The organism is Corynebacterium sp. HMSC034H07, assembly GCF_001815175.1.
Lineage (GTDB): Bacteria > Actinomycetota > Actinomycetes > Mycobacteriales > Mycobacteriaceae > Corynebacterium > Corynebacterium hiratae.
Genome location: NZ_KV819524.1, coordinates 1 through 12,235, shown reverse-complemented (window position 1 = coordinate 12,235; position 12,235 = coordinate 1). Strand labels below are relative to the sequence as shown.

Genomic DNA, 12,235 nt, shown 5'->3' with positions numbered 1-12,235 from the left:
AGCCAAGCTACATTGAACGCCTGCGTGCCGCTTGCCTTCGAAAAGGCGGTGGGGAATATCCCCCGAGCTACCTGCATGATTCTTCTTTAAAATCGCCCCATGACAGCAGAAGACGACTTTTATGCCCTGAAGTATTCCTTCGACAGTGTCCCCACGCGCCCGATCATCGACTTTGCGGAAAGCGCCCGCCCAGATTCGCCTACCACCTCCAAGCTGTGCGGAACCCCGTACCTGCCAGAGCACGCGCCGTACCCCGAGTACGACGACGAGCCCATGTTCTTTATTGCCCAGTTCAACTTCGCTGAGTTTGAACCGCTTCCCGGTTTCCCTACCTCCGGCCTCCTTCAGCTTTTCGTACCCGGTGAGTACGGATGGGGAATGGAACTCTGTAACAAGTATGTGGCGACAGGTGAACGCACTTCCACGCCCTTCGCTCGATACCTTGAAGACATCTCCGCCCCACACGTAGGCGAGGTGCCGGAGGAAGTAGAGGATTCAGGAGAGCACCCAGCGGAGGAACCGCTGGAGGCTACGACTATCGACGGGAAGCTGAGCGAGCTGAGCGTTACCGAAAACGCGCACGAGTTCGGCCGCACCGCCTTTTGGAACAACGACCTTAGGGCTCTCCTGCGGCGCGGCGAGGACCTGGTGGATGTTCACACATACGGCTGGGGCATTATCACGCGGCGCGTTATCGACGGGGAAACCACAATCGAGGCGACGAAGCTCCCCGGCGATACTAAGGACGGCCAGAAGGAATTGTTCGATGAGATTGTGGCCAGCGTTGAAGCCGAGGGGTTCAGCGTTGATCCCACCGCTGAGGAATCAGAGGAGCGCGTAAACCTCGAGGACGGGCAGTGCGAGGTTCGCCTCGGCGGCTACGCTACCTACTGGAACCCCAGCAAACTTCCTATTAGCGATGAACACATCGCACTCGCGACGGCGGATAATGGTGGCACATTCGAATGGGGTGATGGAGGAATCGGAAACTTTTACATCCACCCCGAAGACCTCGCCGCGCGTAACTTCGACAAGGTTCTCTTCGACTGGGACTGCGGCTAAAGCGGCTGCCATCCCTATCGCTCATCCAGCGCCCGCAGATAAAACCACCGGATCAGAGCGCGCCGGGGTATATCGAGCAGCGGGCGCAGGAAGGTTAGGTGGGCGGGGTGGGAGGAGGCGTCGACAAGCAGCAGCGTGCGCCCATCCCGCAGGCGTTCTAAGGTGAAGGTCTCCTCGCCGCGCTCAATGTGGCCGGGGAGGGTGCCGTAGGTAAAACCGCAGCGTCCCTCCTCGTGGAACACATCCACCACTCGGCAGCGAAACTCCCACGGCCCCAACCCGAGGCCGACCTCCGCGCCTTCTTCCACCGTGGCGTGGCTCGGGCGAACCCGAAAAAGACCGCTGCGCTGCGGGCCCCAGCGGAACAGTTTGTCTGCGGCAATATCGAAATCGGCGTCTATGACACGGGACATGTGCAGCTGCGGGAACCCTTCGGCGGAGGAGTAGGAGAGTGGCTCAGGCATGGGGCTTAGCCTAGTCAAACTGCCCTTAGAAGATGCTTGAGAAGAGTAAAATAGGGTGTATACAGGAGAAACGACAACGACTTATCGTTCCTGACTTAGCGCGCGGCACGGCGCTTTTGGGGATTGCCATGGCGAATGCTGTGCAGAGCTGGGTAGTCAATGAGTGGTCGATAGGCCCCAGCTCCACCGTGGGCGGTGTGCGCCCCGGCAGCACTTTAGACATTTTCTCCGCGGTGTTCACCGGCATGTTTGTACGTGTGCGAGGCCTGCCGATGTTCTGCATGCTGTTGGGCTTCGGCATTGGTCTCATTGCTGCGAGCCTGCAGCGCAAGGGCTACACCACTACAGAGTCACGGCGTGTGCTCATCCGCCGCTACGGATTGCTGGCGGTCTTTGGTCTGGCACATGGCTTCGTGCTTTTCGACGGGGACATCATGCTGGTCTATGGCCTCATGGGCATCGCGTTGGCTCGGTGCTTTACGCTCTCGACGCGCACGCTGCGGCGCATTGCCTACTGGTTCTTTGGCGGCTATGCGGCTTTCGCCGGTTCGGGCGCATTGGGAGCCTATTTTGGTTACTTCAATCCTCTGCCCAGTTCGCGGCCGATGACCGATGACCTTGTCACCTTCGGCGACTATTTCGCCCGCAACCTGCGCGGTGAGGTTGCTGCCTTGGGGCAGGTCCCCATCGTCTTCGTGGGGCTAGTAGGTGCCTTGCTCATCGGGTACATCTGGGCGCGGGAGGGCGTGCTGGCCAACGTTTCTGCACACCGCCGCACTCTCATCACCTGGGTTGTCATCGCAGGCGCGGTCATCGTCTTTGTGGGGCTTCCGTGGGGTCTTACTGCCGCTGGCGTTTTACCAATTGAACTGGAACCAGTGTTCTTCATGCTGAACCAGGCTTGTGGCTTTCTTACTGGTCCTGGCATTCTGGCGATATTGGCACTGCTCACGGAGAGACTCGACAACCGGGTCCCCGGGTGGGCCTATGCTTTCGTAGCGCTAGGCAAGCGCTCGATGTCGGGCTACATTTCGCAGTCGGTCTTCTTCATCATTCTGGTTACCCCAGCTGGCTTCGGACTAGGTGCGGATGCTTCGGTGAGTGGCAAGCTTGGTATCGGTCTGCTGGTCTTTGTCCTGACGCTGCTGCTCGCTGCTCTGCTTGAGGCTTGGGGCAAACCTGGCCCGTTCGAGTGGGCGCATCGCCGGTTGGCGTATGGCCCAACGGGTCGTATTGAGCCTAAGTCGGCTCTCGGGTCGGCTTGACGTTGGTCTAAGCGGCTGCTTCCTCACACAGGAGCCAACTGCAGAGCTCCTTTTGGGCGCGGTCGACGCCTCCGGAGTAGCTTTCCTCGAGCTCCAGCTTGACGCCATCAAAAATGCGCTCTGAGATGAGTTCCGCGCGCTCTCTGCTCAGCTTCCCCTGCAGCTCATCGAGGGGCACCTTGAGCTCCGTATACGGGCTCGGACGAAAGTACCATGACCGCATGTCGTCGGCGTAGACGACGATAATCGTCTTCGTCATCTGCGATTCCAGCACAACATTTCCAAATACCAGTGACGTCAGCGTCTTCGATTCCATGGCCGCGATTGTAGGCCTGTGTAATGGAATATACGAGGCTTCATTTTTGGAGGCGTTCCGATATATTTTGTCAACCTCGCGGGTGTCTTAATCGGGGTTGATGTTTCAGCCGGGGCCGTTTGGACGTGTTGTTGTCGGACATGGCTTCAGCTCTGCAGGCATTGCCGCTGAGCAGTAATGGGAAGCTGGATCGTCGTGCCCTCCCCGATCCAAATTAAGTTAAAAAGTCTCGGATTACCCTTGTTAGCCTACCCTGGGTGATGGTAGCCTTACCTAACCTTGTTCGTTTAGTGAAATGGAAACCCATTCAGGATGAAGAACTCAATCGTTGTCCGTGCGCTCAGTCTCGCCGTGCTCTCCACTACCCTGATGTTGGGAGCCTGCAGCTCCGATACAGATGGCAAGGCGGAAAATACTTCCTCAGGCGCAAACTCCGCAGCGAATTCCGGTGATAATGCCTCCGAAGTCACCATCAAGCACGCCAGGGGGGAAGACACATACCCCGTAAACCCCGAGCGCGTCGTTGCCATTGGTCCAGCCATCGACAACCTGCTGGCTATGGGCATCAAGCCCTCCGCCGTGGTGGTGTCTGCTAAGGACATGAATGCCCCGTGGCGCGACGGCAAGTTGGACGGCGTGGAGATTATCAAGCAGACCGATTTCAAGACTCTGCCGAAGGAAGAGATCGCTGCCGCTGCTCCGGATTTCATCGTCGGGGACTACTGGACGATCTCCGAGGATAACTACACACAGCTCTCCGAGATCGCGCCCACTCTGGGTGGTATTGGCACCGAGGGTGAGGGGATCGGCTGGAAGTCGCAGCTGAAGGAGCTCGGCAAGATCTTCAACAAGGAAGATAAAGCTCAAGAAGTCATCGACCAGGATGAGAAGGTCTTCACCGATGCGAAGTCCGAGCTGCCGAATATCGAGGGTAAGACCGGTGTGGTCTCCCAGTTCGCTCAGGGATCCTTTGGAGCTGTGGCCGACCCGAAGGACCCAGGAGCCTCTTTCATCTACGACCTGGGTATGAAATTCCCGGAACATCTGACCGACGGCTCTATTGAGGTAAAGCAGGGGCGCGTGACTCTGTCGCCAGAAAACGTCTCCGCCCTGGCTGCGGACTTCATGGTGATCTATAACCGCACCGGTGACATCGCGGAGGTGGAGAAGATCCCGGGCTACTCAGACCTGCCGCAGGTCAAGTCCGGCGCCACCCTGGCGGGTAACGAGGCTGTGGTTGCCGGCCTGAACACGCCGACCTCCCTGTCCCGTGCATGGGTATTGGAGCAGGTCAAGCCTACCTTGAAAAAGCTCTCTTAGTCTCTTTTTCTCCAGCACCCCTCGCGAGTGTGTCGCCCGGTGTGGCAGCGTGGGGTGTTTTCTTTTGCCCTTTCTTGTTCGCTCACTCGCCTCCCCGCTGCCGCCCGCCGACCCGCAAGGAACTTTGCTTGTCTTCTGCGCAGTGGGATCCGGCTGCTGCGTGGAGGCGCCGTCCAGGGGCGTATCCGGTGCGGGTGAGCGAACTTGAACTTACGCACGCGCAGCTGGTGAAAGCCGATGGCTGGAAGAACGTTTTCCAGCAGTGGGCACCGCGGTGCTGGACAAGAGTTCGGCTGACCGGCCAGCACCCGAGGCGAGAGGCATCGACCCTGCGCATGCCGACCCACCGCATGCCGATCCACCGCACACCGCCAACCCAGAAACGAGAAAGGAATGACCATGGCGAGGAATAGCCGAGACAGGGAAATCTACCCCATTACGATCCGCGAACTGCAGGTCGATGACATCGAGGACATCACACCAGGGATGCGTCGCATTACTCTGACGGGCGAACAACTACGCGCCCATAGTGCGTTCGGCGTAGACGCACCCCCGCTAGTCAGCGATGGTTTCGACGACGATATCCGCATCATCTTCCCAGACCCGGCCACCGGGGAGCGCCCTCACCCCATCACACGGGAGGACGCGACGGTGCTATGGCAAGAGGAAGTCAAAGATCTGTTTCGGACATATACCGTCCGTTCATTCGACGCCTCCCAGGGCCGTCTCGTCGTAGACTTCGCGCGGCATGGCCAAGGCCTGGCCGAGGACTGGTCCGCACGAGCTCGACCGGGAGATCCCCTGTATATCGCAGGGCCGAAGTCTTGCGCAGCGCTGCCCACCCACACTCCGTGGCTACTGATGGTGGGCGACGAGACGGCGCTGCCGGCGATTGCTCGCTGTATAGAGTCTTTGCCCGCCGGGTATAGGGCAATGGCGATTATTGAGGTAGCCACGCGGGCACATGTCCAGCGACTGGAGTTCGAAGCACAGGTGGACATTCACTGGCAGGTGCGAGACGAGGGCGGGGACTTCGTGGCGAAAGTTACCGAGTTGTACGGAGAACACCCAGAGTGGGCGGCCGAGCCCGCTGCGATGCCCTATGTATGGGCTGCGGGAGAGGCCGGGCGATTGAAGGTGATCCGACGCTGGGTTCGAGCTCTGGGGATTCCGCGGGAAAACGTGGAGATTACGGGGTACTGGCGCGCAATGGCACCGGTGCAATCGGAAGCAGGGGCGACGGCTACGCAGGCTGAGAGTGCGGGGCAGGTTACGGGCACTCCGTCGCAGGGCGACAGTGAGGGGGCGGAGACAGGGGCTGTGACGAGCCACCGTAATGCGCTGGTTGAGCTGCATGAACTCATCGAAATGGGGTCGGCGATTCTGGTGCGCCAAGCCGTAGGTTTGGGGATTTTTGGCCTGATTGATGAGGGCGCGGATCGAGTGGATCAACTGGCCGAAGCAACTGGCCTGCAGCAGGAGCTGGCTCTCCGGATTGCGCGTTACCTGGAGGCAGTGGGGTTAGTGACGTTGTCGGCGGATGTAGCACTGGATAGCTCAGCGGAGGATGTGGCGGACCAACGGGCGGTTCGAATCGGCCTCACTGCGCTGGGCAGCGAGTTGGCAAACCCGGATTCTCCAGTAAGGGATTGGATTACCGGGCCGGCAGCCGCCAAGACCGCAGCACTTGGCCGGCTAGGGCAGGCACTGCAGAATCCGGCTGATACCGGCGAGCACCGCTGGGACTACATTGTGCAAACCCAGCCACAACTGGCCGTGGAGGAACACGAACAGGCGGCCTCCAGTGCTCAGTGGTCGGCCCCGGCCGCAGCGGAGATTCTGAGCAGCAAGCTACTAGCGCGACAGGATGCTGGCTCGCTTCGGTGCGCGGTGGGGGGTCCGGCCGCGGCGGTGTATGCGGATGAGATTCTACGTAAGATACCGCAGGCAAACGCCGTGGTGTTGGGGTCGTTTTCGGAGGCAGAGGATGACGCAAGGATCTCAGTAGGCGCAACAACTGCAGCGATGACGGAGCCTGGGGCCAGCGCAGAGGATGTTATGCTGCGCGATATTGCTCCACGCCGCCGGGATCGTGCTCGCTATAGTGCACTGCACGCTCCAACGGTTGGGCATAGCGGTGGGGATGCGCGCCGGGCGGATTGGGCTGGCACAGTGACTACTTTGTGCGAGCAGGTAGATGCTGTGGTGCTGGTTGATCCGTGGCGACGTTGGCCAGCTATAGAGTTGCAGCAGCTGGTAGCTGCCGTACTACGTTCTGGGGCGCAGCTGTTCCTGGTGACCCCAGTGTTGCAGGAAAGTGGGGCCGAGGATCATGACTACCAGGAAGATTTATCACGCCTCGTTCTGTATGGATCGCAGCTGCCCACGGCCCGTGTGATTGCGAAGCACCTGGCTGCCGTGGGTGCGGTAGTGCGTTCGAAGCAGCCGGTGGGGTGGAGTGCCCAGCTGTTCGAGGTGGGGAGGGGAGGTAGGTAACTGCCGGTGGTCGGGCGAAGCGTGTGGAGGAGCAGCGGACGTTCGGTGGTTTGCTAAACCGTTTCTAAAGTGCCCCCTGTCGGCCGGGCCCCCTTCCGCTGGGAGCCTTCCTATCGGCTGGGGTCTCACCCCTTCGGCTGGGAGCGCCTGTCGGCTGGCCCCTAGCGGCTGAGCTGCCTCCATATCGGCAGCCACACACCCCCAAAAATAATTAACTTAGCCTATCCTTTATCTAGTTAGGCTGCCCCATGTGGGGTAGACGCGGTAGACGTGATTGACGCGCGCTCGAGGATCGATCAACACCCCGTGCGTCCGATGGCCTTCACCGCACCCCAATGAGCTCCCTACACGTTAGGCTTCTATATGTTTCGAAACAATTCGCTGACCCGTCGCGCGGCAATGAAGACGGCCGCTGTCTTAGCAGCATCCACTCTCGTCCTTTCCGGTTGCTCCCGAGGCGAGGATTCCTCGGCGTCAAATATTGAGGGCAATGGGAACGAGCGCATTGCCGCAGTTGGCCTAGGAGACAGCGATACCTTGCTCGCGCTAGGTATCCAGCCTGTTTGGCAGCAACACGCACATCGGGAAAACGTTGTCATCAACTCGGGCGCGCGTTTCCAGGATCAAGGTGGCATCCACAAAGGGGAGCATGCGGTCGTGGCCGCGGGCACGGTGGTGACCAAGGACGTCGCGCTGCGCACTATTGCGGGCGGGGTGTTGACCCGTTACTTGCGCGACATCGAGGGCTAATCCGCGCGGGCAGAGGACGTTGCCGCCGAGCGCATGGTACCCGCCTCCAGGTCATCCTCGTTGAAGAAGTCGAGGACGCCGTCCTCGAAGACGTAGGCGCCGTCGGGGAAGTAGAGGGTCAGAGTGCCGTCTTTGAGCTCCGCCTGGATGGGGTGACCCAAGGTGCCGGCCTCGTAAGTGCCGTCGCCGACCTTTTCAAATTTCTTGTCGGACAGGAAGTCCTTGGAGTCGTCTCTGAAGGTGGCGAGGTCGACTTCCGTTTCGCCATGGGTTTTGAGGAAGTAGTTGCTTGGTCCGTTCATGGCTTCCGCGGGGGAAAAATCGCCGTCGATGAAGCCGCATTCACTTTCGCTGATGGAGAAGCGGCAGCGGACGGGGCCGCTATTGGTGTCGAATTCGTAGAACTCGTCGAGGTCGGCCGGATCGACGGCGTCGCTCAGCTGGGTGAGGTCGATTCCGATGTGGTGTTTGTCTTCTGCGTTGAGCTCGGTCTTGAGTGCTCCGAAGTCCATCGCGGTAAATGTCACGCTCACTGGCTTGCCTGCCTCATGTGCGGGAGTATCGCCCGTAGTGAAACTTACGGAGTCGCTGCCAATGGTGAAGTCGAAGCCGTCGCCGGAGAAGTACCCATTTCTGTCATTGAGCGGGTGGCCCCAGTTGAAAACGATGGGGAAGACCACTTGTTCGCCCTCGTAGTTGCCGGAGGCGATGATGTAGCTCAGGGGCTCGCACGAATCGAAAGAATCTTGGGTGACCTTGAAGTCTTTGAGAGGTGCTCCGCGTTCAGGCTCCTCCGTCGACAGGAAATGAACGATGGCCGTTGGTGCTTCGCCTTTGCCAACGAATTCGCCGGCTCCGGTGTCGGCGACTCCGGCGTTCGAGTCGCAGCTTTCTTCGGCCAAGGATACGGGCCAGTTGCGTGTCGATGCCGCCCTGCTCGACGTAGCTGGGCTGGTTCTGCTGCGAGTCGCGCGTGAGGAAGTGCTCGAGGTCGCTGTTGGGTTGGAGGCAGACTCGGTCGCCGTGCTCGAGTCAGGTGCCACTGCGGATTCCGACGGGGCTGCCTCGCGCCGGGTGTCGGGGAGGGAGCAGGACGCAACGAGCGCGGCTGCTGATGCCGCCGCTACTGCGGCACGCGCGGTGCGTTGGGGCAGGAGGGCAGGGAGAGTGGTCATGGTGTATGTCCTTCGTCCGAGGGGCGAACTCGTGGCCGAGACTAACGAAGCGCGAAGCCGAGTTCTATCACCGGCTGGAAATTGTTAGAGATCGAAATGATTTACGGGGAGAGCTCAGTAATGGGCTGGACAGACAAGATGTCGACCTCGCCCGCGCAGCCCTGCAGGCCCGGTACTGCGACATAGAGGCTGTCGGTGTTTTCGGGCGGATAGATCCGCAGGCCATCGGCGTCCTGCGGTTGGCAGGCCGCCGCGTCGAGCAATCCCACGTTGGCGATCTCGGCGGAGAGCTGGGAGGTGGCGCAGGCGCCCTCGGGCAAGGGCGGGATAGTGGAGGATGCTGGGGCTGGTGCGGTGCCGGACGCGCCGGGAGCGGCCCCGGAAGCAACGTCGTCGGCGGCATCGTCACCCGCAGGGGCGTTGGCCGAGTGAACGACGGTGGTCGTGACTGCCGACGGTGCCGCAGAGTCCTCCTCGCCGGCGGAACACGCGGCGAGTGGCAGCAGCAGGCTGAGGGACAGGAGTGCGCGCAGATTCTTCATACCCACAGGGTAGTTTCACAGCACGACGGGGACTAGAGATTACTGGTCACGAGTCTGTTAAGTCTTTGCTAGCAATGAGCAACGATTCGCAGAATGTGTCACACAGTGTGCAGTAGCCGTCCTGTGACTGAAAGTGTGAACATGATGAACTCCCGCCGCCTTTCCCATGATCGAAAAACGCAGGGAACGACGGGGCTTATGGGCGCTCCGGCACGATGAGCGGCCCGCCGGTGACGGGGTCCTCGATGACGCGGGAGTCCAGGCCGAAGACGTCGCGCAGGGCCTGCGGCGTGATGGTGGACTCGGGCGAGCCCAGGGCCGTGACGGAGCCGTCCTTCATGAGGACGAGGTTGTCCGAGTAGCGGGCGGCTAGGTTGAGATCGTGGAGCACCATGACGATGGTCTTGCCCTGTTCCTTATTGAGCGTGGAGACGAGCTCGAGGACGTCGATGGAGTGCGCCAGGTCCAGGTAGGTGGTGGGCTCGTCGAGGAAGACGATGTCGGTGTCCTGAGCCAGGACCATGGCTATCCACACGCGCTGGCGCTGGCCGCCGGACAGGGAGTCCACGGGGCGGTCGCGCAGCTGAAAGACGTTGGTGAGCGCCATGGCCTCGTCCACGGCGGCGGAGTGGGAGGCGGACCACTGCTGCAGCCAGGACTGGTGCGGGTGCCTGCCGCGGGCCACGAGGTCTGCGACGGTGACGCCGGCAGGGGTGATGGGGGACTGGGGGAGCATCGACAAGCGCGTGGCTAGCTCCCGGGAGGAGTAGTCACCCAGCTTCTTCCCGTCGAGGGTGACGGAGCCCGCCGACAGTGGGAGCAAGTGGGACAGGCCGCGCAGGAGGGTCGACTTGCCGCAGCCGTTGGCGCCGATGAGCGTGGTGACCTGGCCGTCGGGGATGTCGAGTGTGACGTCGCGGCTGATGACGGTATCGCCATAACCGACGGAGACGGAGTGCGCGGAAAGTCGAGCGTTCATTACCTGATGTTGTCCTTCAGACCCTGGAGGATGATGGTGGCCGAGAGCAGGGACGCGTTCATGTACCAGGACTCGTAGTCCACGGACACGGCCTGGTTGGCCTGCACTGCCTTGAGAGAGTGCCATGTGGCGGCCTGCGAGGGGTCGGCGGCGCCGGCGTTGACGCCGTAGAAGATCCAGTCGGCGTCGGCCTCGGAGAGCTGCTCGGCGGAGATGTCCTGGCCAGCCTTCTCAATCTGCTTTTGGTTGGCGGGGCGGGGCAGGCCGGCATCGGCGGCCACGGAGCCCGCCATGGAGTTGACCCCGTAGAGCTGGAACTGGTCTTCCTTGGAACGCAGGAAGGAGACGGTGGGCTTGGAGGATAGGCCCTCGCCCCAGGCTTTGGCGTTGGACTCGTACTCGGCCAGGAGGGTCTCGGCGGAGTCCTTCTTGCCCACGGCCTCGGCGATGGTGAGGAGGTCCTGCTTCCAGTTCTCGCCGCCGCCCTTACCGGTGACGACGGGCGCGATGGCCTTGAGCTGCTCCAGGATGGCCTCGTCCGTACGCGAGTTAGCGCAGATGAGGGTGGGCTTCAGGGAGGCGATGGTCTCCAGATCCGGGTTGGCGCGTAGGCCGCAGTCCGCGATGGAGTCCAGATCGAAGTCGGAGCCGAAGCGGTTGCGGATGTAGTCCGGGACGACGCCCAGGTTCTTGGCCTTGGCCGCGCCCACCGGGAGAATGCGCAGCATGAGGAGGTTGTCCAGCTGGCCGGTGTTGAGCGCGATCACGCGCTGGTGCTGCTCGGCGGCGCTGGACGATGCCGCGGAGGTGGCCGCCTGCTCGCTCGGCGCAGTCTCCTGTTTGGAGCAGGCCGCAGCGAAGGCGGCGACGCCGAGGCCAGCGGTGATCTTGAGGAAGTTACGTCGTTGCATGGTCGTCTACTTTCGTGTTCGAGTTTGCTGCCAGAGCAGCCAGATGAGGAAAGGTCCGCCGATGACCGAGGTGATGATGCCCACCGGGATCTCCCAGCCGAAGGCACAGCGGGCGATGAGGTCGGACACGCACACGATGATTGCGCCCATGGCCGCCGATGTCCCCAGGGGCGGCGCCCCGACCCGCGCCAGGCGCGCGGAGATCTGCGGGGCGACGAAGGCCACGAAGCCCACCGGGCCCACGGCGGAGACGGTCACCGCGGCCAGTAGAACTGAGACGATGAGCAGTGCCGCGTTGATCTTCTTCAAGGGGGCGCCGAGGGCTTGGGCGGAATCCTCGCCGAGCTCCAGCGCGGGCAGATCGATGGCGATGCGGGCTAGCACTAGGCCACACACCACGAGCATGCCCAGGGTGGGCCATAGGTGCTCGAAGGTGCAGCCGTTGAGCGAGCCGACCATCCACACCTTGGCCGCGGCCGCGGTGTTGAGATCTGTGGCGGCCAACATGTACGTGACCAGGGCGTGGAGGAAGGCGTTGCCGCCGATGCCCACGAGGACGAGGCGGAACATATCCACCCTGCCGCGCCGGGACAGCATCCAGATGGCCGCGCCGGTGGCGAGACCGCCGGCCATGGCGGCGAGCGGGATGCCGACGTAGGCGCCGAACGCCCCGCCGGCCCCGGCAGATCCTCCGAAGACCATGATGGCCACGGCCGCCACGGTGGCGCCCTGGTTGATGCCCAGGATGTCCGGGCTGGCCAGGCCGTTGCGGGCGATGCGCTGCGTGATGGCGCCGGAGAGCCCCAGCGCGGCGCCGACGGCTAGACCCACGAGCGAGCGGGCCAGGCGCCAGTCGATGACGACGGTGCGCTCGAGCTTGTTTCCGCCGCCCGCCAGCACGCCGATGACCTCGGCGGGGTTAAGGGGCTCTTCCGGTTTTAGAGTGCGTAGCGGG

Annotated in this window: 12 protein-coding genes; 5 read left to right on the top strand and 7 right to left on the bottom strand. The window is 61.9% G+C overall.

Going from position 1 to position 12,235, the window contains the following annotated elements:
- The first annotated feature begins 99 nt into the window (after positions 1–99).
- The gene (locus HMPREF3009_RS05795) at positions 100–1,062 is read left to right on the top strand and encodes a YwqG family protein (protein ID WP_070680644.1); all 963 of its coding nucleotides are present in this window, start codon (positions 100–102) and stop codon (positions 1,060–1,062) included.
- A 14-nt stretch (positions 1,063–1,076) separates the two neighbouring features.
- Here HMPREF3009_RS05795 and HMPREF3009_RS05790 read toward each other — a convergent pair whose 3' ends face one another.
- Positions 1,077–1,526, bottom strand: a complete 450-nt coding sequence (locus HMPREF3009_RS05790) for a DUF1990 family protein (protein ID WP_046647479.1) — start codon at positions 1,524–1,526, stop codon at positions 1,077–1,079.
- Between the two features lie 128 nt (positions 1,527–1,654).
- Between HMPREF3009_RS05790 and HMPREF3009_RS05785 the strand changes: the two genes are divergently transcribed.
- Entirely contained in the window at positions 1,655–2,791 is a 1,137-nt protein-coding gene (locus HMPREF3009_RS05785) for a DUF418 domain-containing protein (protein ID WP_232760993.1), read from the top strand.
- A 7-nt stretch (positions 2,792–2,798) separates the two neighbouring features.
- Here HMPREF3009_RS05785 and HMPREF3009_RS05780 read toward each other — a convergent pair whose 3' ends face one another.
- Positions 2,799–3,107, bottom strand: coding sequence for a hypothetical protein (locus HMPREF3009_RS05780; protein ID WP_046647481.1), 309 nt, complete (start codon positions 3,105–3,107; stop codon positions 2,799–2,801).
- Between the two features lie 312 nt (positions 3,108–3,419).
- Between HMPREF3009_RS05780 and HMPREF3009_RS05775 the strand changes: the two genes are divergently transcribed.
- From HMPREF3009_RS05775 to HMPREF3009_RS05765, 3 genes are all read left to right on the top strand, one after another.
- The gene (locus HMPREF3009_RS05775; protein ID WP_070680641.1) at positions 3,420–4,427 is read left to right on the top strand and encodes an ABC transporter substrate-binding protein; all 1,008 of its coding nucleotides are present in this window, start codon (positions 3,420–3,422) and stop codon (positions 4,425–4,427) included.
- 399 nt (positions 4,428–4,826) lie between these two features.
- Positions 4,827–6,923 carry a siderophore-interacting protein gene (locus tag HMPREF3009_RS05770; RefSeq protein WP_070680639.1) on the top strand — a complete coding sequence of 699 codons (2,097 nt, stop codon included), beginning with the start codon at positions 4,827–4,829 and terminating at the stop codon, positions 6,921–6,923.
- A 363-nt stretch (positions 6,924–7,286) separates the two neighbouring features.
- Positions 7,287–7,673 carry a hypothetical protein gene (locus HMPREF3009_RS05765; RefSeq protein ID WP_070680637.1) on the top strand — a complete coding sequence of 129 codons (387 nt, stop codon included), beginning with the start codon at positions 7,287–7,289 and terminating at the stop codon, positions 7,671–7,673.
- Here the strand turns inward: HMPREF3009_RS05765 and HMPREF3009_RS05760 are convergent.
- From HMPREF3009_RS05760 to HMPREF3009_RS05740, 5 genes are all read right to left on the bottom strand, one after another.
- Positions 7,670–8,848 carry a hypothetical protein gene (locus tag HMPREF3009_RS05760; RefSeq protein ID WP_070680634.1) on the bottom strand — a complete coding sequence of 393 codons (1,179 nt, stop codon included), beginning with the start codon at positions 8,846–8,848 and terminating at the stop codon, positions 7,670–7,672. The genes HMPREF3009_RS05765 and HMPREF3009_RS05760 overlap by 4 nt on opposite strands.
- Before the next feature lie 101 nt (positions 8,849–8,949).
- On the bottom strand, positions 8,950–9,390 hold the full coding sequence (locus HMPREF3009_RS05755; protein WP_070680631.1) for a hypothetical protein: 441 nt from the start codon (positions 9,388–9,390) through the stop codon (positions 8,950–8,952).
- Positions 9,391–9,586: 196 nt separating this feature from the next.
- A complete protein-coding gene (locus tag HMPREF3009_RS05750) occupies positions 9,587–10,369 on the bottom strand; it encodes an ABC transporter ATP-binding protein (RefSeq protein WP_010189119.1) in 783 nt (260 codons plus the stop codon).
- Positions 10,369–11,280, bottom strand: a complete 912-nt coding sequence (locus HMPREF3009_RS05745) for an ABC transporter substrate-binding protein (protein ID WP_070680628.1) — start codon at positions 11,278–11,280, stop codon at positions 10,369–10,371. The genes HMPREF3009_RS05750 and HMPREF3009_RS05745 overlap by 1 nt, the downstream gene beginning before the upstream one ends.
- A gap of 6 nt (positions 11,281–11,286) precedes the next feature.
- Positions 11,287–12,235 (bottom strand): FecCD family ABC transporter permease (locus HMPREF3009_RS05740; RefSeq protein ID WP_070680625.1); only part of this gene is annotated, 949 nt, incomplete at its 5' end.

Excerpts from the sequence above, each read along its gene's own strand:
- HMPREF3009_RS05765 (WP_070680637.1), top strand. The coding sequence starts at position 7,287 with ATGTTTCGAAACAATTCGCTGACCCGTCGCGCGGCAATGAAGACGGCC.
- HMPREF3009_RS05770 (WP_070680639.1), top strand. The coding sequence starts at position 4,827 with ATGGCGAGGAATAGCCGAGACAGGGAAATCTACCCCATTACGATCCGC.
- HMPREF3009_RS05775 (WP_070680641.1), top strand. The coding sequence starts at position 3,420 with ATGAAGAACTCAATCGTTGTCCGTGCGCTCAGTCTCGCCGTGCTCTCC.
- HMPREF3009_RS05785 (WP_232760993.1), top strand. The coding sequence starts at position 1,655 with ATGGCGAATGCTGTGCAGAGCTGGGTAGTCAATGAGTGGTCGATAGGC.
- HMPREF3009_RS05745 (WP_070680628.1), bottom strand. The coding sequence starts at position 11,280 with ATGCAACGACGTAACTTCCTCAAGATCACCGCTGGCCTCGGCGTCGCC.
- HMPREF3009_RS05760 (WP_070680634.1), bottom strand. The coding sequence starts at position 8,848 with ATGACCACTCTCCCTGCCCTCCTGCCCCAACGCACCGCGCGTGCCGCA.
- HMPREF3009_RS05755 (WP_070680631.1), bottom strand. The coding sequence starts at position 9,390 with ATGAAGAATCTGCGCGCACTCCTGTCCCTCAGCCTGCTGCTGCCACTC.
- HMPREF3009_RS05795 (WP_070680644.1), top strand. The coding sequence starts at position 100 with ATGACAGCAGAAGACGACTTTTATGCCCTGAAGTATTCCTTCGACAGT.
- HMPREF3009_RS05750 (WP_010189119.1), bottom strand. The coding sequence starts at position 10,369 with ATGAACGCTCGACTTTCCGCGCACTCCGTCTCCGTCGGTTATGGCGAT.
- HMPREF3009_RS05780 (WP_046647481.1), bottom strand. The coding sequence starts at position 3,107 with ATGGAATCGAAGACGCTGACGTCACTGGTATTTGGAAATGTTGTGCTG.
- HMPREF3009_RS05790 (WP_046647479.1), bottom strand. The coding sequence starts at position 1,526 with ATGCCTGAGCCACTCTCCTACTCCTCCGCCGAAGGGTTCCCGCAGCTG.